The following is a 21,278-nucleotide window of genomic DNA, read 5'->3' as shown; positions in this document are numbered from 1 at the left end:
GAGCCCAGGTCACTCCTGCATCGCGGTTCCGTTGAGGCCGTAGCGTTCCTGGTCGCAGGGGCGGGGGGCCTCGGGGCCGTCTTTGCCCAGTCGCAGCATTCGGGAGATGCGCAGGATGCGGAACTCGCGGCCCATGACCGTGAACGTGTGGTCGACGGTGGCCTCGATCTGCTTGGACGCCTCCGCCCACTGTGCGCGTTCCTCGGGCGGGACGGGGTCGCCCTGGAACTCGCGGAAGCGGGGCATGATGTCGCCGAAGTGGCGGGCCAGGCGGCGGCGTGCCTCTTCGGGGTGGTCGCCGCCGGTGAGGGGCTGCCAGGCGTCGCCCTTGATCTCCACCACCGTGAAGGAGGGTGGGAGCAGGACGACTCCGGGGTGGGTGAGGATCGCGTGGTGGGCCTCGGTCCGGGCGGTGTCGGAGGCGGTGCTGGGCAGTGCGACGAAGCCGACGAGGTTCAGCCTGAGCTGCGCCTCCCACTGGCCGACCGGTGCGCGCGGGTCGATGAGGTACCGGTTGAGGGGGTCGTCGTCGCGGAGGGTGTCGTCGTAGCCGCGGGGAGGTTCCATCGTGTGGTGCCCGATCAGCGCGAAGCGTTCCATGCGGATGACGCGGTAGCGGCGGTCGCCGATCTCCCATTCGTCCTTGGGGAGCTGGTTGCCCTCTTCGGGGTCGAGCCGGTCGGCGGCGGCGCGCATGGCGCGGGCCGTCCGGGGGTCCTCCTCGGCGGCGTCCCGGCGGAGGTCGAACGCGAGGCTGTAGCGGGCGCCGGACGGGTCGGACGCGCCGGCGGAGCAGATACGCCATTCGGTGCCGGTCTGCACCGCGTGGCCGAAGTCGGGGGAACCGGCCGGGAGGAGCTTCGGGTAGTCCCGGATCCGCTCGCCGAGCTCGATGTCCCGCAGCGCCGCGCCGGGGTCGAGGTCGGCGACCACGTTGATGTGGTCGTAGCCGGGCATCAGGGGGAAGGCCATGTCCCATCCTGGACACACGGAGGCCCTGCTGAGCGGGGAGTCCGGGGATCTCGGTGGGGAATCTCCGCAGCTCAGGACGACATCTAGCCATAAGCTACGACAAGGTTGGACGCTCTGACCATGACCGGTCAGCACACCGGTCACGGCGGGCGGAATGGTGCACGCTGTGACCCACCATCACTGACCGGCGTGCTGCCACCGAGCGCGGACGGTCCCGGGGGAGGATGCGGTGCGGCCCGATCTCAGCGGAACCACGTTCCTCGGCGCGGACGCCCCCGTGCCGCAGGGCGACGGGGTCTCGATCATCGTCCTGACCTATCGCAGCGCCCGCTACATCGGCGACTGCGTGGCGGCGCTGCGGCATGCCGCCGGGCACTACCCGGCCGAGCTGATCATCGTCGACAACGACTCGGGCGACGAGACGCCGGACGTGGCGCGGGCGGCGGCGCCCGACGCGCGGGTCATCGAGACCGGCCACAACGGCGGGTTCGCGCACGGCTGCCACGCGGGCGCCGAACGGGCCCGGTTCCCCTGGCTGATGTTCGTCAATCCCGACACCGTGCCCGCGCCGGGCAGCATCGAGGCCCTGCTGGACTGCGCGCGTTCCGATCCGGCGATCGGGATCGTGGGCGGGCGCTGCGTCGGGCGCGACGGCTCGGCCGACCCGCGCTCCTGGTGGGGACGGCCCGGGTTGTGGCCGGCGTTCTGCTTCGCGTTCATGCTGTCCTCGGCGTTCCCCGGCAGCCGCGTCTTCGACCCTGAGTCGCCGCGGCCCTGGACCGGTGAGGAGCAGGTCCGCCGTGTCCCGGTCGTCACCGGGGGGTTCATGCTCGTCTCACGGCGGGCGTGGAACGAGACCGGCGGGTTCGACAAGGGCTTCTTCATGTACGCCGAGGACGCCGACCTGTGCCTGCGCGCCGCCGCTCGCGGTTACCGGCCCACGGTCACCGGGCGGGGCGTCTACCAGCATGACGTGGGCGGGTCGTCCAGCAGCATCGGCAAACTGGTGTTGCTGTTCACCGGCAAGACCACCCTGCTGCGCCGCCATCTGAGGCCCGGTCTTGGGCATCTTGCCGTGGGGCTGCTCGCTTTCGGTGTCCTCGCCCGCGCCGTGCTCAGCCGGCTGCTGTCGGCGCGTCCCGAGCGGCAGGGGCGTGCGACCGCGCGGGGCGAGGACTGGCGCAAACTCTGGGCGGCCCGCCGCGAGTGGCTGCCCGGCTGGCCCCGGCGGTGAGCTCAGGTGCGGCTGCTCTCGTCGCGCTGCCAGGTGCTGTAGTCGCCCTTGCGGCGGGCTCGCCGGGCGCGCGCCAGGACCGTGACCGACAGGAAGACGGCCATGTGGGGGGCGAGGCGTGGCTCGCTCCGCACCATCGCGAGGAGGTCGGACGGGCTGGTGCGGGCCGAGCCGCCCGGCTGGCTGAGGTTCGCCTCTTCGAGCTGCTCGACCCCGGCCGCGGCTCGCTCGCGGCGCCGGAGCAGGTCGCCGAGGGTGCGCGGGGGGTGCACGACGACGACGGCGGAGTCGACCACGGTCCGCTCCTCGGCGTCGAAGGCCAGCGAGGACGCCAGGTCGTCGGCGATCACGTGGGGCAGTGCGGCGAGCCGTGCGTGACCGGCGGCCGTGACCCCGACGACGCCGCGGCCGAACAGCCCGCGCTGGACCTCGGGCAGCCGCGTCCACACCCGGTAGTACGAGCGGACGGGCCAGGCGCGGCCCGTCATGTCCAGGCGGCGGGACGGCGCCGCCGCGGCCACATCCGGCCGGTCCAGTGCTGCCGCGAGCGCCCGCACGTCCTCGGTGCGCAGTTCGACGTCGGCGTCGACGTACAGGCGGGGGAACCCGCGAGCTGCCTCGTCGCCGAGCTTCAGCGCCGCCGCCTTGGACGCCTCGGGCGATTCCACCACCCGGACGGACGGGCCGTAGGAGGCCGCGACCTGCGCCGTCTCGTCGGTGCAGCCGTTCGGCACCACCACGATGTCGAACTCGTCCGGGTCGGCGGCGTCCAGCAGCCCGTCCAGCAGGCGGCCGATGACGCGGGCCTCGTTGTGCGCGGGGATCACGATGCTCACCACAACGGCAGAGTATGAACCAGTCACCTTCCGGAGGCACCCCTATGGGCGAAGCCCGCATCCTTCCCAGCGCGGACGTCGACGAGCGCGCGTTCCTCGGTGAGGGGACCACGATCTGGCATCTGGCGCAGGTACGTGAGGACGCGGTCCTCGGTCGCGACTGCATCGTCGGGCGGGGCGCCTATGTCGGCCCCGGCGTCCGCATCGGCGACCGCGTCAAGCTGCAGAACCACGCGCTCGTCTACGAGCCGGCCGTGCTGGAGGACGGGGTGTTCATCGGCCCCGCCGCGGTGCTGACCAACGACCTGTACCCGCGTTCGGCGGACGTGGACGGTGACCTCAAGCGTCCTGGCGACTGGGACGCGCTCGGCGTCACGGTGCGGGAGGGCGCGTCCATCGGCGCCCGCGCCGTGATCGTGGCCGGCCGGACGATCGGCCGCCACGCTCTCGTCGGCGCGGGCGCGGTGGTCACCAAGGACGTTCCGGACTTCGCGCTCGTCGTGGGCAGCCCGGCCCGGCGGATCGGCTGGGTCGGCCGCGCCGGGGAGCCGCTCAAGAACGAGGGCGACGGCCGCTGGCGTTGCCCGCGCACGGGCGAGGAGTACGTGACGGAGGGCGGGCCCGGAAGCGGACGCCTGATCTTGTCGAACAGGTGACGCCCGTCTTCCGGCGAGGCCACCACCGGCCAATCCGGCATCGGCTCGTGCGGCCCACCTTATAGTCGGAGTGCTTTCGAGGGCCTGCCCAAATGGCCTGCTAATCGAAGCGGGCCGGGGGTCTCGTTCAGGCACCCCCGGTTCTTGTGGCGGGGGCCGAGCCTGAGGGGCACAAATGGTCTGGTCGAGGTCGTCGTGAATCGGGGCGGGAAGCAGCGGGCGCGGCGCCTGACGCTGCTCATGCTGCTCGTGTCGGGGCTGGTCGCAGCGGGGCTGGCCGCACTGGCGCAGCCGGCCGTGCTGGCCGCCGTGGGTCCTTGTGACAGCGGCGGAAATCCAGTGGCATGTGAGAATTCGAAGGCCGGTTCGCCGTCCTCGGAGTGGGAGAAGGTCTCCGGTGGCGGGCAGACCATCGAGGGTTTCTCGGCGAACTTCAGCGTAAATGTCGGGCAACAGGTTCAGTTCAAAGTCAACACGCCTGCGAGCCGGTACTCACTCGACATTTACCGGATGGGCTATTACGGCGGAGACGGTGCGCGCAAGGTCGCCTCGGTGTCACCGTCGGCGACGCTGCCGCAGCACCAGCCGTCCTGTCTCACCGACGATGCCACCGGTCTGATCGACTGTGGCAACTGGGGTGTGTCGGCGAGCTGGCAGGTTCCCAGCACCGCGGTGTCCGGCGTCTACTTCGCGCACATCTCCCGTACTGACGGGACCGAGGACGACAACCACATCATGTTCGTCGTCCGAAATGACGCGAGCCACTCCGACATGCTGTTTAAAACATCCGATACCACCTGGCAGGCGTACAACCGGTGGGGCGGCAACAGCCTTTACTTCGGTGACAGCGCCGCCGCCCCGGGACGGGCGGTCAAGGTCAGCTACAACCGGCCGTTCGACACCCGCGAGGGCACGCCCTGGGGGCGTGACTTCGTCTTCGCCAACGAGTACCCGATGATCCGCTTCCTGGAGGCGAACGGGTACGACGTCAGCTACATGGCCGGCGCCGACGTCGACGCGCGCGGCCCGCTGCTGAAGAACCACAAGACGTTCCTGTCGGTCGGGCACGACGAGTACTGGTCGGGCGCCGAGCGCACCAACGTGGAGGCGGCCCGCGACGCGGGCGTCCACCTGGCGTTCTTCAGTGGCAACGAGGTGTTCTGGAAGACGCGCTGGGAGAACGGCACCGGCGGCACCGCGTACCGGACGCTGGTGACCTACAAGGAGACCCGCGCCAACGCCAAGACCGACCCGACGGCGACGTGGACGGGCAGCTGGCGCGATCCCAGGTTCAGCCCGCCCTCGGACGGAGGCCGTCCGGAGAACGGGCTGACCGGCACGATCTGGACGGTGAACTGCTGCGGCGTCGCGCTCAAGGTGCCCGCGGCGGACGGCAAGATGCGGCTCTGGCGTGGCACCGGCCTGGAGAACCAGGCGGCGGGGGCGACGGCGACACTCGCCGACCAGACCGTCGGGTACGAATGGGACGAGGACCTGGACAACGGTGCCCGGCCGGCGGGCCTGTTCCGCATGTCCACGACGACGGCGGACGTTCCGGAGAAGCTCATCGACTACGGCCTCAACGTGGCGCCGGGCCGGGCGACGCACAGCCTGACGATGTACCGGGCGCCGAGCGGCGCGCTGGTGTTCGGCGGGGGGACGGTCCAGTGGTCGTGGGGGCTGGACGCCGAGCACGACAAGCCGTCCGAGGCGCCCACGTCACCCGACCCGAAGATCCAGCAGGCGACGATCAACCTGTTCGCCGACATGGGCGTGCAGCCCTACCAGATCCACGGCAGCGGGCTGGTGCGCGCGTCGGCCTCGACGGACCACACCGCGCCCGTGTCCACGGTGACCTCGCCGGTCGCGAGCACGCAGATCGTGAACGGCCGCACCGTGACGGTCAGCGGAACCGCCAGCGACAGCGGCGGGCAGGTCGCCGGCGTCGAGGTGTCCACCGACAACGGCGCCTCGTGGCATCCCGCGACCGGCCGCGCGAGCTGGACCTACAAGTGGGACGCGACCGGCAACGGCCCGGTGGTGATCAAGACGCGGGCGGTGGACGACAGCGGCAACATCGAGACGCCGGGTGCCGGCACGACGGTGGCCGTCGGCTGCCCCTGCCGCCTGTTCGGTGACTCGGTCGTGCCGGCGGTCCCGGCCGACAGCGACACCGTGTCCCTTGAGGCCGGGGTGAAGTTCAAGTCGGCGGTGTCCGGCTGGGTGACCGGCGTGCGGTTCTACAAGGGCACGGGCAACACCGGGACGCACACCGGCAGCCTGTGGAAGGCCGATGGCACGAAGCTGGCCTCCACCACGTTCACCGACGAGACCGCGTCGGGCTGGCAGACGGCCATGTTCCCCGTGGCGGTGCAGATCGACGCGGGAACGACGTACGTGGTGTCCTACTTCGCGCCGAACGGCCATTACTCGGCCGACGCGAACTTCTTCTCCATCAACGCGCACGAACGCCCGCCGCTGACCGCGCCGAAGGCCGAGGCGGACGGCGGGAACGGCGTCTACCGGTCCGGCAGCAGCGGCTTCCCGACCTCGACCTACAGCGGGGGCAACTACTACGTGGACCCGCTGTTCGTCACGGTCAAGCCGCCGGACACCATGGCGCCCACCGTCGTGGACAACACCCCGTACGCGGGCTCGTCCAGCGTCAAGACCTCCACCAAGCCGACGGTGACGTTCAGCGAGGCCGTCCAGACCGGCACCCCGAACTTCACCCTGAAGAACGGCACGGCGACGGTCGCGGGCACGGCGAGCCTGGACGCCTCCAGGACGGTCCTGACCTTCACTCCGTCCGCGACGCTGCCCGACAACACCAAGCTGACGGTGACGGTCACCGGGGCCAAGGACGACGCGGGCAACACGATGCAGGACTTCACCTACTTCTTCACAACGGCCAAGGCGACGCCGCAGCCGGGCTCGTGCCCGTGCAGCATCTGGAACGACTCCACCTCACCCGGAGTCGAAGGCGTCAACGACCCCAACGAGCTGGAGCTCGGCGTCCGGTTCACAGCCGACGGCGACGGCTTCATCAAGGGCATCCGCTTCCACAAGGGACGCAACAACGACGGCACCCACATCGGCACGCTGTGGACGGCGGCCGGGCAGCAGCTCGCGTCCGCGACGTTCTCCAACGAGTCCACGCTGGGATGGCAGGAGGTCACGTTCTCCACACCCGTCCACGTGACCGCCGGGACGACGTACGTCGCGTCGTACCACACGACCAAGGGCTGGTACTCGGCCAACTACGGTGGGCTCAGCGCCGCGACCTACAACCCGCCGCTGAAGGCGCTCGCGAACGGTGACGGTGGCGGGAACGGGGTGTACAAGTACGGGCCGCGCGGCTTCCCGAACCAGAGTTCCGGCGCCAGCAACTACTGGGTGGACGTCGTCTACGAGCCGCCGCCGGACACGACGGCCCCGTCCGTCACTGTCAAGCGCCCGGGGAGCGACGCCACCAGCGTCCCCACCGGGAGCAAGATCACCGCGACGTTCAACGAGCCGGTCCGGACCGGGTCGCCGGTGTTCACCCTGGCGGGTCCGGGCGGCCAGGCGGTCTCCGGTTCCGTGGCGCTCGACTCGTCCGGGCGGGTGGCGACGTTCACGCCGGCCTCCGGGCTGGCCGCGGCGACCACCTACACCGCGAGCGTCAGCGGCGCGAAGGACATCGCGGGCAACACGATGTCCGGCACCACCCAGTGGTCGTTCACCACGTCGGGTTCCTGCCCGTGCACGCTGTTCCCCAGCGACGCGGCGCCCTCGACCCCGTCGTCCGGTGACGGCAACGCGCTCGAAGCGGGCGTGAAGTTCACCGCCGACCAGAACGGCTGGGTCTCCGGCGTCCGCTTCTACAAGGGCGCGGGCAACACCGGGACGCACACCGGGTCCCTGTGGAGGACGGACGGCACACGTCTCGCCACCGGGACGTTCACCGGCGAGACGACGTCCGGCTGGCAGCGCCTGACGTTCTCCGCACCGGTCCCGGTGAGCGCGGGCGTGACCTACATCGCCTCCTACTTCGCGCCGAACGGCAACTACTCGGCGGACGGCGGCTACTTCGGCAACGCCTACGACAACGCGCCGTTGCACGCCCCGTCCAACGACGCCGCAAGCGGCAACGGGGTCTACATCTACAGCGCGACCTCGCGGTTCCCGAACCAGACCTACGGTGCGGCGAACTACTGGGTGGACCCGGTCTTCTCACTCGTCGCGCCCGGCGACACCACGCCACCGACCATCGACACGGTCGACCCGGTGGACGGCGCCACGAGCGTCCCGCGGGTGGTGCACCCGTCCGTCACGTTCGATGAGGCCGTGCAGGGCGCCACCGTGCAGTTCACGGTCACCGGCCCCGGCGGCACGGCGGTGCCCGGATCGGTGAGCTACGACCCGGCGACCCGCACGTCCTCCTTCACACCGACGTCCGCGCTCGGCTGGCAGACGAAGTACACGGTGAAGGTGGAGGGCGCGAAGGACCTGGCGGGCAACACGCTGGCCTCGGCGAAGACCTGGTCGTTCACCACGGCCAAGCAGACCACGCCGGGCACCTGCCCGTGCTCGGTCTGGGCGGACGAGGACGCTCCGCAGGTCCCGAGCGTGGACGACCACGGGTCCGTGGAACTCGGCATGAAGTTCCGCGCCGATTCCAACGGCTGGGTCACGGGCGTCCGGTTCTACAAGGGCGCGGGCAACACCGGGACGCACACCGGGTCCCTGTGGAAGCCCGACGGCACGCGCCTCGCCACGGCGACGTTCTCGAACGAGTCCGCGGCGGGCTGGCAGCAGGTCACCTTCTCCAGCCCCGTCCAGGTGACGGCTGGGACGACCTACATCGTGTCCTACCTGGCACCGAACGGGCGCTACTCGGCGAACGTCGGCGGCTTCGCCAACGCCGGTGTGGACGCGCCGCCCCTGCACGCTCTGCGCGCGGGCGACGACGGCCCCAACGGGTTGTACGCCTACGGGTCCGGCGGATTCCCCACCAGCGGATCCACGTCCAACTACTGGGTCGACGTCGTGTTCACCACCACCCAACCCTGAGGAGAACGCCCTGATGGAACCCATCGGCCTGGCGGTGGTCGGCGCCGGATACTGGGGCCCGAACCTCGTGCGGACCGCGCAGGCCACTCCGGCACTACGGCTGGAGTGGCTGTGCGACCTGGACGAGGAGCGCGCCCGCGCCGTCCTCGGGCCGTACACGACCGTCCGGGCGACCTCGTCCTTCCAGCAGGTTCTGGACGACCCGGACGTGGCGGCCGTCGCGGTCGCCACCCCGGCGGCGACGCACTTCGACCTCGTCCGGGCGGCGCTGGAGGCCGGCAAGCACGTGCTGGTGGAGAAGCCGCTCACGCCCAGCGCGGACGAGAGCGCGAAGCTGGTGGACCTCGCGGAGCGGTCGGGGCTCGTGCTGATGTGCGACCACACCTACTGCTACACCCCGGCCGTGCGGAAGATCCGTGAGCTGATCCACGGCGGCGAGATCGGCGACGTCCAGTTCGTGGACTCGGTGCGGATCAACCTCGGTCTCGTCCAGCCGGACGTGGACGTCCTGTGGGACCTCGCCCCGCACGACCTGTCGATCCTGGACCACGTCCTGCCGGACGACGTGCGGGTCGAGGCGGTCGCGGCGCGTGGCAGCGACCCGATCGGCGCGGGACGGCTGTGCGTCGCGCATCTGTCGGTGCAGTTGTCCACCGGTGTCATGGCGCACGTCCACGTCAACTGGCTCAGCCCCACCAAGATCCGCACGACGGTGATCGGCGGGTCGCGCCGCACGATCGTGTGGGACGACCTGAACCCCGTCCAGCGGCTCGCGGTGTACGACCGGGGCGTCGACCGGGCCCCGGCCGGGTCCCTCGGCCACGACGAGCGGCACGCCGCGCTGATCTCCTACCGTGTCGGCGACATCCTCGTCCCGGCGCTGCCCGAGCGGGAGGCGCTGCGCGAGGTCATGACCGAACTGGCCGCCGCGATCAACGAGGGCCGTCCGGCGATGACCGACGGCGGCGCCGGCCTGCGGGTCGTCGCGTTGCTGGAAGCCGCCACGCGCAGCGCCGAAGAGGGCGGTGCGCTTGTTCCCGTACAGAACGTCATGAAGGAGAACGCATGAGCGAAGCGAATCGGGGGGTGCGGGGGGTCGTCCCCCCGCACGGGGCAGGCATGAGCGAAGCGAATCGGGGGGCGCGGGGGGTCGTCCCCCCGCACGGGGCAGGCATGAGCGAAGCGAATCGGGGGGCGCGGGGGGTCGACCCCTCGCACGGGGCAGGTGTGATCGAAGGGGCCCGCTGCCTGGTCACCGGGGGTGCGGGGACCATCGGGTCCACGATCGTCGACCAGCTCGCCGCGGGGGGCGCGGCCGAGGTCGTGGTGCTGGACAACCTCGTCCGGGGGCGGCACGCCAACCTCGCGGCGGCCCTGGCACCGGACGGGCCCGGGACGGTGCGGCTCGTCGAGGGCGACATCCGCGACCGTGAGCTGGTCCGCTCCCTCATGGACGGCGTGGACCTGGTCTTCCACCTGGCCGCCATCCGGATCACCCAGTGCGCGGAGGAGCCCCGGCTGGCGCTGGAGGTGCTCGTCGACGGCACGTACGAGGTGGTGGAGGCGGCGGCCGACGCCGGCGTCCGCAAGGTCATCGCGTCGTCGTCGGCGTCGGTGTACGGGATGGCGGAGGAGTTCCCCACGGCCGAGGACCACCACCCGTACGCCAACGACACCTTCTACGGCGCCGCCAAGACGTTCAACGAGGGGATGCTGCGCAGCTTCCACGCGATGCGCGGCCTCGACTACGTGGCCCTGCGGTACTTCAACGTGTACGGGCCGCGGATGGACGTCCACGGCCTCTACACCGAGGTGCTGATCCGGTGGATGGAGCGGATCACGGACGGGCGCCCGCCGCTGATCCTCGGCGACGGCGAGCAGACGATGGACTTCGTGTTCACCGAGGACATCGCCCGCGCCAACCTTCTGGCCGCCGAGGCGGAGGTGACGGACGCGGTGTACAACATCGGCGCCGGCGCCGAGACCAGCCTGCGCGAACTGGCCGAAGCGCTGCTGCGCATCATGGACGCCGAGGACCTCGGCCTGGAGTTCGGCCCCGCCCGCGCCGTCAACGGGGTGTCCCGGCGGCTCGCGGACGTGTCCGCCGCGCGGCGCGACCTCGGCTGGAAGGCGCAGGTGGACCTGGAGGAGGGGCTGCGCCGGCTGGTCGAGTGGTGGCGAGCCGCCCGGCGGGAGCCCGAGTGATCGTCTATTTCGCGGGGACGCCGTACGACGGCGTGGCCGGCACCGACCGGCAGCTCGCGGATCGGCTGAACGCGCTGCATCCCGTCCTGTACGTCGATCCTCCCGTGTCGCTGCTGACCCCGCTGCTGCGCCCGCACCTCGCCGGCGCGTTCCGCCCGGGGATGCGGTTGCGCCAGGAGGGTTCGGGCGTCTGGCGGATCCGCCCGCGCGTGCTGCCCGGTATGTACCGTCCTGGGATGCACCATGTCACCGCCGCGCTCGTGCGGCGCACCGCCCGGCGCACCGGACGGCGCGTGGCGCGCAGGATGGACGACCGGGTCGCGGCGGTGGTGGTCGCGACCCACACCGACCTGCTGAACGCGGTGCCGGGCGCGCGGCGGCTGCTGTACGTCACCGACGACCTGGTGGCCGGTGCCGAGCTGATCGGGCTGCCCCGGCGGCGTCTCGCGGCGGCGCGGGACCGGATGGCCGCCGGCGCCGACGCCGTCGCGGTGGTGTCGCCGCTGCTGCGTGACCAGTTCAAGGCCCGGGGGCGGGACGTCGCGCTCGTCCCGAACGGTTGCGCCCCGGAGGCCTACGAGGGGATCGGCTCCGAGCCGTGGCCGGAGGACGTCCCGCGCTTCGACCGCCCCGCCGCCGGGTTCGCCGGGCACATCAACGCGCGGATCGACCTCGGGCTGCTGGAGGCGGTCGCCGGCGCCGGGCACCCGCTGGTCCTGATCGGCCCGCACGACCCCGGCCACCACCCGGCGCGCTTCCGGGCGCTCGTCCGGCGTGACAACGTCTGCTGGACGGGCCGCAAGAGCTTCGCCGAGCTCCCGTCGTACCTGAGCACGATCAGGGTCGGGCTGACCCCGTACCTGCTGGACGACTTCAACCGCGCGAGCTTCCCCATCAAGACGCTGGACTACCTGGCCGCCGGCCGCGGCGTGGTCTCGACCGACCTGCCCGCGACCCGGTGGCTGCGTGCGTTCCCCGGCGGGCGGGAGCTGATCAGGGCCGAGTCCACCCCGCGCGGGTTCCTGCGCGCGGTGGAGGAGGAACTGGCGGCCGAGCCAGTGCCGGACCTGCTCGCCCGGCGCCGCGAGTTCGCCGCCGGGCACGACTGGACGCAACGCGCCCGGCTGCTGGCCCAGCTCGCCCACTGTGACCCCGTCTCATCCGCACTGGAGGAACCCGCACCGTGATCCCTGTCATCAGGCCCGTGCTGGGCGAGGAGGAGGCCGCGGCGGTCGCCGAGGTCGTGCGCTCGGGATGGGTGGCTCAGGGGCCGCGCGTCGCCGACTTCGAGGCCGCGTTCGCCGAACGCGGCGCGACGGCGCACGGTGTGGCCGTCTCGTCCTGCACGACCGCGCTGCACCTGGCGCTGCTGCTCGCCGGCGTCGGGCCCGGTGACGACGTGGTGGTCCCCTCGCTGTCGTTCATCGCCACCGCCAACGTCGTCCGGCACGCCGGAGGCCGCGTCGTGTTCGCCGACGTGGACCCCGGCACCGGCAACATGGACGCCAAGAACGTGGAGGCCGTCCTCACCCCGCGGACCCGCGCGGTGATCCTCGTCGACCAGGGCGGGATCCCGGCCGACCTCGACGCGGTCCGGACGCTGTGCGACCCGCTGGGGATCACCGTCGTGGAGGACGCGGCGTGCGCCGCCGGCTCGACGTACAAGGGCCGTCCGGTGGGGGCGGGCGCCGAGCTGGCCGCCTGGTCGTTCCACCCGCGCAAGCTGCTGACGACCGGTGAGGGCGGGATGCTCACCACCGCCGACGAGGCCCTGGCGCGGCGTGCGCGGCGGCTCCGCGAACACGGCATGAGCGTGAGCGCGGCCGACCGGCACGGCAGCGCGAAGGTGGTCATCGAGGAGTACGACGAGACCGGCTTCAACTACCGGATGACCGATCTCCAGGCCGCGATGGGGCTCGTCCAGCTCACCCGCCTCGACGGGATCGTCGAGCGGCGCCGGGAACTGGCGGCACGGTACCGGCGGCTGCTCGCCGACCTGCCCGGCATCGCCTGCGCGGGGGACCCGGCGCACGGCACGACCAACTACCAGTCGTTCTGGATCACGCTGCCGGACGGCTTCCCCGTCGGCCGCGACGAGCTGCTGCAACTCCTGCTGGACGCGGGGATCTCCGCCCGGAGGGGAATCATGGCGGCGCACCGGGAGCCCGCCTACGCCGATGTGCCCGCGGACCTCCCGGCGACCGACCGGTTCACGACCCGGTCGCTGATCCTGCCGCTCTTCCACGACATGACGCACGCGCAGCAGGACCGGGTCGTCGAGGCGGTGGCGGCGCACGCATGAGGATCCTGGTCTACCCGCACGCCATGGAGATCGGCGGCAGCCAGCTCAACGCGATCGAGCTGGCCGGGGCCGTCCGCGACCTCGGGCACGAGGTCGTGGTCGCGGGCGAGCCCGGTCCGCTGGTCGACCGGGTGCTGGCCGCCGGGATCGAGCACGTGCCACTGGACCCGGGGCGGCGGCGCCCGTCCCCGTCGACCGTCCGGCTGCTGGCGCGGCTCGCGGACGAGCGCGGCTTCGACGTCGTCCACGGCTACGAGTGGCCGCCCGGCATCGAGGCCTTCTACGCCGCGCGCCGCCGGAAGGGAACGGCGGCGGTCTGCACCGTGATGTCGATGGCGGTCGCGCCGTTCCTGCCGCCGTCGCTGCCGCTCGTCGTCGGCACCGAGCAGATCCGCCGGGACGTGCTGGAGCGCCGGAGCCGCCGCCGTCCCGGCGCCGTCCACCTGATCGAACCGCCGGTGGACGTGCACGCCAACGCCCCCGGACACCCCACCGCCGACTTCCGCGAACGGTTCGACCTCGACCGCGGCCCGCTGGATGTCGTGGTCGTCTGCCGCCTCGTCGCCGAACTCAAGCTGGAGGGGCTGCTGACCGCGGTCGACGTCGTCGGGGACCTCGCCGCGGATCTGCCGCTGCGGCTCATCATCGCCGGCGACGGGCCCTGCCGCGACCAGGTCGAGGCCCGCGCCGCCCGCGCCAACGCCCGTGCGGGCCGCCGCGCGGTCGTGCTCACCGGCCAGCTGGACGACCCGCGCCCCGCCTACGCCGCCGCGACGATCGCACTCGGCATGGGCGGCTCCGCGCTGCGGGCGCTGGCGTTCGGCCGCCCGCTCATCGTCCAGGGCGAGCGCGGCTTCTTCGAACCGCTCACCCCGGACACCGCCGAGACCTTCCTCGGGCAGGGCTGGTACGGCGTCGGGGGAAGAGGCGCCGAGCGGCTGGCGGAGATCCTGCGCGACCTGGCGGGCGACGACGTCCGCCGCAAGGAGCTGGGCGACTACGGCCGCCGCCTCGTCACCGAGCGGTTCAGCCTCGAACGCGCCGCCTCGGTGCAGGAGGCCATCTACCGGGAGGCGCTGTCGGCGACGCCGGGCCTGGCCGCACGCCGGGACGCGGCGGTGACGACGGCGCGCGTCGTGGGGTACAAGATCGCTCGTAAGGCCCGCAAACTCCGCGGGCCCGTCGCCCGCGACGACTTCAACGCCGTGGCCCGGGGGGAGACCCGGTGACCAGGCTGACCGTCGGCGACGAGGACTCCCTGTTCGGCAAGGCGTCCCGCGCGCTCGGCTGGAGCCTGGTCAACACGGCGGTCGGACGGCTCGGCACCCTCGCCATCGGCATCGCGCTCGCCCGGCTGCTCGGCCCGGCCGAGTTCGGCGTGTTCGCGGTCGCGATGGTCGCGCTGCTCGCCGTGCTGAGCTTCCACGAGCTCGGGGTGAGCCTGGCGATCGTCCGCTGGCCCGGCGACCCCCGCGAGATCGCCCCCACCGTCGCGACGATCTCCGTCGCCTCCAGCGTCCTGATCTACGTGGGCTGTTTCCTCGGCGCCCCCGCGTTCGCCACGGCGATGGGCGCGCCCGACGCCTCCGGCGTGATCCGGCTGCTCACCCTCAGCGTGGTCGTCAGCGGCATCGTCGCGGTGCCCGCCGCGCTGCTGCAACGCGGCTTCCGGCAGGACCGCAAGATGCTCGCCGACCAGGTCAACAACTGGGGCGGGGCGATCGTGTCGATCGCGCTGGCCGCGACCGGTATGGGCGCGATGAGCATCGCGATCGGGCGGCTGGCAGGCTCCGCCGCGTCCGCCGTCCTGCTGGTGTGGGCGTCGCCCGAGCCGCTGCGGTTCGGGTTCGACCGCGGGCGGGCACGGGCGCTGCTGCGGTTCGGGCTCCCGCTCGCCGGGTCGAGCATCGTGGTGTTCGCGGTCGCGACCGTCGACCAGCTGGTCGTCGGGCACATGCTCGGCGCGACCGCCCTCGGCTTCTACGTGCTGGCCTTCAACCTGTCCAACTGGCCCGTGACGATGTTCTCCCAGCCCGTCCGCAGCGTCGCACCCGCCGCGTTCGCCCGGCTCCAGCACGATCCGCCGGCGCTGCGCGGCGCGTTCCTGTCGACCGCGGGCCTGCTCGCCGGGCTGACGCTGCCCGTCTGCCTGCTGCTGTCGGGCGCCGCCGAGCCGCTGATCCGGCTGGTGTACGGCGAACGGTGGGGACCGGCGGCGGACGCGCTGCTGTGGCTCGGCATCCTCGGCGGCCTGCGGATCATGTTCGAGCTGATGTACGACTACTTCGTCGTGCTCGCCCGCTCCCGCGCGGTGTTCACCGTCCAGCTCGTCTGGCTGCTCGCGCTCGTCCCCGCCCTGGTCGCCGGGGCCGAGCTGCACGGCATCCCCGGTGTCGGCGCCGCGCACGTCGCGGTCGCCGCGCTCATCGTGCTCCCCCTCTACCTGTGGGAACTGCACCGGTCCGGGGTCGGCGTGCGGGCCGTCCTCGCGCGGGTCGCGCCGCCCGCCCTGATCGCCGCGGCGGTCGGGCTCGCCGCCGCCGCGGCACACGCGACCATCTCCCTGGACATCGCCGCGCTCGCCGTGGCCGGGCTCACCGCCCTGGCGGCGATCGGGCTGCTGTTCCACCGCACGCGCGGCACCCTCAGCGGGCTGCGCACTCTGGAGGGCGCCGATGCGTGACATACGTGACCTGGTCATCTACGGTGCGGGCGGCTTCGGCCGCGAGACCGCGCAGGCCGTCACCGCGCTGCCCGGCTGGCGGCTGCTGGGCTTCGGCGACGACGACCGGGGCCGGCTCGGCGACACCGTGGACGGCCTGCCGATCCTCGGCGACACCAAGGAGATCGCGGACATGGCGGACGCCTGCGTCGTCGTGTCCACCGGCAGCCCCGCCGACTACGACAGCCGCCGCCGGATCGTCGCCCGCCTGGAACTGCCGGCGTCGCGCTACGCGACGCTCGTCCACCCGGCCGCGTGGGTCGCGCCGTCCTCGCGGATCGGCCCCGGCTCCGTCGTGCTCGCCCAGACCGTCCTGACCGCCTCGGCGCGGATCGGCGCGCACGTCGCGATCATGCCGCATGTCACGGTGACGCACGACGACGTCATCGAGGACTACGTCACCATCGCCGCGGGCGCCCGGCTCAGCGGCGGCGTGCGCGTCCGCGCGGGCGCCTACGTCGGCACCGGCGCCATCGTCCGGCAGGGCGTCACGATCGGGCCCGGCGCGCTCGTCGGCATGGGCGCGGTCGTCCTGCAGGACGTGCCCGCCGGCGAGGTCTGGGTCGGCTCGCCCGCGCGCTACCTGCGTCCCGCACCGCACCGGAAGGAAGTCCGATGACCGAGGTCCCCTTCGTCGATCTCGCCGCCGCGCACGCCGAGGTGGAGCGCCAGGTCCGCGCGGGATTCGACCGCGTCATGGCCAAGGGCGCGTTCGTCCAGGGCCCCGACGTGGCCGGGTTCGAGCGCGAGTACGCCCATTTCAGCGGCGCCGCGCACTGCGTCGGCCTGGGCAACGGCACCGACGCGCTCGAACTGGCCCTGCGTGCCCTCTTCCACGAGCGAGGGGCCCAGGAGCGGGGTGGCGGGGACGGGCCGGACGTCGTCCTGCCCGCCAACACGTTCATCGCGACCGCCGAGGCGGTCGTGCGCGCCGGCGCCCGCCCCGTCCTGGTGGACGTCGACCCCGACGACCTGCTGATCGACCAGGACCTGGCCGCCGCGGCGACGGGCCCGTCCACGGGCGCGATCATTCCCGTCCACCTGTACGGGCGGCTGGCCCACATGGACCGGCTCCTCCGGCTCGGCCCGCCCGTCCTGGAGGACGCCGCGCAGTCGCAGGGCGCCGTCCGCGACGGGCAGGGCCTCGCCGGCGCCATCGCCGCCACCAGCTTCTACCCCGGCAAGAACCTCGGCGCCTACGGCGACGCCGGCGCCGTCATCACCGGCTCGGACGAGCTGGCGCGGACGGTGCGGCTGATGCGCGACCACGGCAGCGAGCGCAAGTACCACCACGAGATCGTCGGGTTCAACTCGCGCCTGGACACCCTCCAGGCCGTCGTCCTGCGCGCGAAGCTGCGCCGCCTGGACGGCTGGAACGAGCAGCGCCGCGTGGCCGCCGCGCGCTACGCTGAACTGCTCGCCGGAATCCCCGGCCTGGTCCCGCCCTCGGCGGCGGGCGGCGAGCACGTCTGGCACCTGTACGTCATCCGCGTCCCGCGACGGGACGAGGTCGCCGAGCGGCTGGGGGAGATGGGGGTCCGGGTGGGCATCCACTACCCCGTTCCCGTCCATCTCCAGCCCGCGTTCCGGCATCTCGGCCACGGCCCCGGGGACTTCCCGGTCGCCGAAGCCGCCGCCGGGCAGATCCTCTCGCTGCCGATGTTCCCGCAGATCACCGAGGAACAGCAGCAGAAGGTCGCCGACGCCCTGTGGAAGATCCTCGGATAGAGGGAGACCCCCATGGCTTTGCGTAAGGTCCTGCTCGTGTTCACCGCCGCCGCCCTGTGCCTGGGCGCGTGCTCGAACAGCGGGGAGGGGAAACGCGCGGCCGCCACCGCCGCCGCGCGGCCCACGGTGTCCACACCGGCGGCGCCGTCGGGGCCGACGGTGTCGGTGCCGCCCTTAAAGCTGCGGTCCGCACCGCCCGCGGGCGGTGAGGGATCCCGGATCACCTGGCCGAACCTGAAGACCGTCGGGGTGCCCGCAGGCCGGAAGCTGAAGCCGAGCGGTCCCATCACGGTCCGCAAGCGCGGTGCGGTCATCGACGGCCTGCTCGTCCGGACGGAGATCAACGTCGTCGCGAGCGACGTCACCATCCGCAACACCCACCTGATCGGCGCCGGGCAGTGGGGCATCATCCAGCGCAAGGGCGCGTCCGGGCTGCGGGTGGAGAACAGCGAGATCAACGGGGACGGCCGCCGGAAGGTGCAGTACGGCATCGTCAACCACGGTGGGATGCTGACCGTCCGCAAGACCCACGTCCACACCGTCGCCAACGGCATCAACACCGACCACGGGCTCATCGAGGACTCGCTGATCGACAAGCTCAAGGAGTTCCCCGGCGACCATGTGACGGGCGTCCAGTCCAACTCCGGGCCGGCGGCCGGGCTGCGGCTCGTCGTCCGCCACAACGTGGTGCTGAACCCCGTCTCGCAGACCTCCGCGATCTCGATCTACCAGGACTTCGGCCGCGCGCACGACGTCACGATCGACGGGAACCTCCTGTCGGGCGGCGGCTACGCCCTGTACGGCGGCAAGGGCAGGTTCGGCCGCTCGACCAACATCAAGATCCTGCGGAACGTCTTCAGCAAGCAGATGTTCAAGAAGAGCGGCTACTTCGGGCCGGTCACCGCGTTCGAGCCGTCCGGCAAGGGCAATGTCTGGAGCGGCAACCTGTGGGCTGAGACGGGCAAGGGCATTCAGCCCTGACCCGTGGGAGCGCCCCCGTCTCCGGGGGCGCTCCCGCCCTCCGCCGCGTCCTCGTGGGTGAGGCGCCACAGCGCGCCGCAGCAGCCGAGCACCAGGAACGCCAGGGTCGCGACCATCGGGAAGCTGAACGCGTCGAACGTCCCGAACGAGAACAGCGCCACCGCCATCGACGCCGCGAGGCACTGCGCCAGGTGCGCGGTCTCGAGGTCGCCGCGGGCCAGGCACGCGCGGCGCGCCGACCGGGCCAGGAACCATCCCGCGACCAGGACGATGATCAGCGCCGCCACCCCGACGACCCCCGTCTCCACCAGTGACAGCAGATACTGGTTGTCGAGGATCCGGTACGTCTGCGGCAGGTACGTCCCGAAGCCCTGCCCGAACCAGGGGCGATGCGCGAACGACTCGTTGATGACGATGTAGTCGTTGGTGCGGGTGACCGTGCTGGAGTCCGAGCCGATGTCGGACACCAGGCTGGTCAGCGTGCCGATCAGGCCGGGGACGAGCGCGCGCAGCCCGACCATGAACACCCCCAGCACGAGCAGCGCCGTGACCCGCCACACCGCCGGCCAGATCGGCAGCACGACGATGCAGACCACCGCGAGCCCGAGGATCGCCGACCGGGACACCGTCATCGGCAGCACCAGCAGGATCACCGAGACCAGGAGCCAGCGCCGTCCGCGGCGTCCCTCTCCGGCGTGCACGGCGCCGTGCAGGGCGAGCGGCAGCAGCATCGCCAGCACGACCCCGAACTCGATCGGGTGCGTCGCGGTCGCCATCGGCCGGTTGAAATCGTCGCGGCTGAGCAGCGAGGTGTAGGACGTGCTGGTCGTCAGCCCCGGGAACGCCAGGTGTCCGGCGAGGTCGAAGCCGGTGAAGAACTGGAGGCAGCCGAGGACGGCGATGAACCCGCCGCCCGCCACGAGCCTCCTGCGCACCGCCTCCAGCCGGTCCAGCCGGGGGATGCCGTCGGCGGCCAGCAGCGCGACCCCGGCCCACCCCGCCGTCAGGATCAGCCCCCGGTCGGCGGCGTTGGCCTCCAGCCCCGGGAGCTGGCGCTGCATCGCCGCGGCGTAGGAGGCGAGCATCGTGCAGCAGAACACCACGATGATGCCGCGGACGGGCTGCCGCCCGCGGATCGGCGACGTCCGCGCCGCGATCATCGAGCTCAGGTACCAGAACAGGCAGAGCACCGACATGATCCCGGCGGGGGTGCCCGCCGCGCCGAGCGGGCCCACGACGAAGCGTGCGGGTACCACCGTGAGCACGAACACGAAAAGGCTGAGGACGGTGACGACGTCCACCTGGCGGATCAGGGGGCGTGCCGTCGCCGGGCTCTCGTCGGGCGCGGTGAGCAGAGCCATCGGCGGGCTAGGCGTCCGGCTCGGACATCTCGGACACGTCGGGCCGCTTGTGCGGGCCGCTCCCGTTGGGGACGGCCGGCGCCGGCGACCCGAGCAGGCCGTAGGTCTCGGGGGTGTCCGGCGCCTTTCCCGTCGGCCTGGCCTTGGGCTTGCGCGCGGGCTTCGGCGCGGACGAGTCCGGGAGGGTCTCGTCGGGCCGTCCCATGGTGCTCATCCGGGGCAGCGCGCCCCTCCTGGCCGGCCGGGGCGCGGCCTCCCGGGTGCTCGGCTTGGGGGTCTCCAGCGTGCGCGGCTCGGCGGCGCGCGGCTCCGGCGCCTGCGGTTCCAGGGGGCGCGGTTCAGCGGAGGGCGGTCCCGAGGCGTGCTGTCCCGAGGTGCGCGTCCCCGAGGCGTGTGGCCCAGACGCATGCGGTCCAGAGGTGTGTGGTCCGGAGGGGTGCGGTCCAGAGGTGTGGGGTCCGGAGGGGTGCGGTCCGGACGTACGCGGTCCCGGGGCCTGGGGTTCCGGGACGCGCGGGCGCTGGGCCCCGTTCGCCTCCTGCGGGTCCGGCGGGCTCTTCGGTGCGTCCCGGCCGCGGCGGCGGCGCTCCGACAGCACCTCGGCGAACAGCGGGACGGCCACAGTCACGGCGAGACCCAGGAACAGCGTCATCACGACGAGGCGAATCTTGTCGGTGGCCACCAACGCCGCCTTCGGGCTGGCGCTGATGACGTTCATCTTGATCTGGGCGCGCGGTGTCACGGCCTCCTGCGCCTGGAGCTTCGCCAGCCGCAGCGGGACGGTGGCGAGCAGCGCGTCCAGGGTCGCCTTGGTGCCGGCGGCGTCCGTCCCGGTCACCTCGATGGCCAGAACCGGTCCCGTCGAGTCGGGCGCGACCCCCACCATGTAGGTCGCCGTCAGGCCCTTGGCGCGCAGCGCGGCGGCCGTCTGCTCGTCCATCATCTCCCGGCCGACGACCTCGGCGGTGACCGTCAGAGAGCTGTCGAAGACGAGCCACGGGTTGCCGCCCGCCTCTTTGGCCTGCACGGGCGAGGCGAGCAGCACCGCAGTCGCTTTCGCCTCGTACTTGTACGGCGTGACCAGGGCGATCGCCCCCGATCCCACCAGCGCCACGAGGAGGAGGGGCACCGTCAGCCACCATCTCCGCAGCAGGGTCCCCACCCAGTCGAGCAGATCCACCGATCCCCCTTCACGACCCTGTCGTCTAGCCGCGGTCGTCTAGTTG

At 72.4% G+C, this 21,278-nt stretch carries 16 protein-coding genes; 12 read left to right on the top strand and 4 right to left on the bottom strand.

What is annotated here, in order from left to right; all coding sequences use genetic code 11:
• Positions 1-9 precede the first annotated feature (9 nt).
• On the bottom strand, positions 10-972 hold the full coding sequence (locus tag AMA02S_RS05370) for a DUF5954 family protein (protein WP_067452531.1): 963 nt from the start codon (positions 970-972) through the stop codon (positions 10-12).
• Positions 973-1,201: 229 nt separating this feature from the next.
• On the opposite strand from AMA02S_RS05370, the gene AMA02S_RS05365 reads away from it, so the two are divergent.
• The gene (locus AMA02S_RS05365) at positions 1,202-2,206 is read left to right on the top strand and encodes a glycosyltransferase family 2 protein (RefSeq protein WP_067452528.1); all 1,005 of its coding nucleotides are present in this window, start codon (positions 1,202-1,204) and stop codon (positions 2,204-2,206) included.
• Positions 2,207-2,208: 2 nt separating this feature from the next.
• Here the strand turns inward: AMA02S_RS05365 and AMA02S_RS05360 are convergent, their stop codons facing one another.
• The gene (locus AMA02S_RS05360) at positions 2,209-3,042 is read right to left on the bottom strand and encodes a glycosyltransferase family 2 protein (RefSeq protein ID WP_218004858.1); all 834 of its coding nucleotides are present in this window, start codon (positions 3,040-3,042) and stop codon (positions 2,209-2,211) included.
• Between the two features lie 44 nt (positions 3,043-3,086).
• Between AMA02S_RS05360 and AMA02S_RS05355 the strand changes: the two genes are divergently transcribed.
• From AMA02S_RS05355 to AMA02S_RS05305, 11 genes are all read left to right on the top strand, one after another.
• Positions 3,087-3,698 (top strand): acyltransferase, encoded by a 612-nt coding sequence (locus tag AMA02S_RS05355; RefSeq protein WP_067452522.1) that lies wholly within the window; start codon positions 3,087-3,089, stop codon positions 3,696-3,698.
• Positions 3,699-3,893: 195 nt separating this feature from the next.
• On the top strand, positions 3,894-8,753 hold the full coding sequence (locus tag AMA02S_RS05350) for a DUF4082 domain-containing protein (RefSeq protein WP_084264669.1): 4,860 nt from the start codon (positions 3,894-3,896) through the stop codon (positions 8,751-8,753).
• Between the two features lie 13 nt (positions 8,754-8,766).
• Positions 8,767-9,822: a Gfo/Idh/MocA family protein gene (locus AMA02S_RS05345; RefSeq protein WP_067452519.1), complete on the top strand. Its 1,056-nt coding sequence runs from the start codon at positions 8,767-8,769 to the stop codon at positions 9,820-9,822.
• A 104-nt stretch (positions 9,823-9,926) separates the two neighbouring features.
• On the top strand, positions 9,927-10,958 hold the full coding sequence (locus tag AMA02S_RS05340; protein ID WP_067452516.1) for an NAD-dependent epimerase/dehydratase family protein: 1,032 nt from the start codon (positions 9,927-9,929) through the stop codon (positions 10,956-10,958).
• On the top strand, positions 10,955-12,145 hold the full coding sequence (locus AMA02S_RS05335) for a glycosyltransferase (RefSeq protein WP_157430395.1): 1,191 nt from the start codon (positions 10,955-10,957) through the stop codon (positions 12,143-12,145). The genes AMA02S_RS05340 and AMA02S_RS05335 overlap by 4 nt, the downstream gene beginning before the upstream one ends.
• Positions 12,142-13,260: a DegT/DnrJ/EryC1/StrS family aminotransferase gene (locus tag AMA02S_RS05330; RefSeq protein WP_067452511.1), complete on the top strand. Its 1,119-nt coding sequence runs from the start codon at positions 12,142-12,144 to the stop codon at positions 13,258-13,260. Before AMA02S_RS05335 ends, AMA02S_RS05330 begins: the two co-directional genes overlap by 4 nt.
• A complete protein-coding gene (locus AMA02S_RS05325; RefSeq protein ID WP_067452510.1) occupies positions 13,257-14,489 on the top strand; it encodes a glycosyltransferase in 1,233 nt (410 codons plus the stop codon). Before AMA02S_RS05330 ends, AMA02S_RS05325 begins: the two co-directional genes overlap by 4 nt.
• The gene (locus AMA02S_RS05320; RefSeq protein ID WP_067452508.1) at positions 14,486-15,943 is read left to right on the top strand and encodes a lipopolysaccharide biosynthesis protein; all 1,458 of its coding nucleotides are present in this window, start codon (positions 14,486-14,488) and stop codon (positions 15,941-15,943) included. Before AMA02S_RS05325 ends, AMA02S_RS05320 begins: the two co-directional genes overlap by 4 nt.
• Entirely contained in the window at positions 15,936-16,601 is a 666-nt protein-coding gene (locus tag AMA02S_RS05315; protein WP_067452506.1) for an acetyltransferase, read from the top strand. Before AMA02S_RS05320 ends, AMA02S_RS05315 begins: the two co-directional genes overlap by 8 nt.
• Positions 16,598-17,710 carry a DegT/DnrJ/EryC1/StrS family aminotransferase gene (locus tag AMA02S_RS05310; protein ID WP_067452503.1) on the top strand — a complete coding sequence of 371 codons (1,113 nt, stop codon included), beginning with the start codon at positions 16,598-16,600 and terminating at the stop codon, positions 17,708-17,710. Before AMA02S_RS05315 ends, AMA02S_RS05310 begins: the two co-directional genes overlap by 4 nt.
• Before the next feature lie 12 nt (positions 17,711-17,722).
• Positions 17,723-18,691, top strand: coding sequence for a right-handed parallel beta-helix repeat-containing protein (locus AMA02S_RS05305; RefSeq protein ID WP_067452500.1), 969 nt, complete (start codon positions 17,723-17,725; stop codon positions 18,689-18,691).
• Here AMA02S_RS05305 and AMA02S_RS05300 read toward each other — a convergent pair.
• Positions 18,682-20,052 carry an O-antigen ligase family protein gene (locus AMA02S_RS05300; RefSeq protein WP_067452497.1) on the bottom strand — a complete coding sequence of 457 codons (1,371 nt, stop codon included), beginning with the start codon at positions 20,050-20,052 and terminating at the stop codon, positions 18,682-18,684. The two genes, AMA02S_RS05305 and AMA02S_RS05300, sit on opposite strands and share 10 nt — an antisense overlap.
• Positions 20,053-20,059: 7 nt before the next feature.
• Positions 20,060-21,232 carry a YveK family protein gene (locus AMA02S_RS05295; RefSeq protein WP_067452494.1) on the bottom strand — a complete coding sequence of 391 codons (1,173 nt, stop codon included), beginning with the start codon at positions 21,230-21,232 and terminating at the stop codon, positions 20,060-20,062.
• Positions 21,233-21,278: the final 46 nt, after the last annotated feature.

Origin of the sequence: Actinomadura macra NBRC 14102, from assembly GCF_001552215.1 — a bacterium.
Classification (GTDB): Bacteria; Actinomycetota; Actinomycetes; order Streptosporangiales; family Streptosporangiaceae; genus Spirillospora; species Spirillospora macra.
Note: the sequence above shows the minus strand (reverse complement) of the source record. Positions and strands in the feature narration are given on the sequence as shown.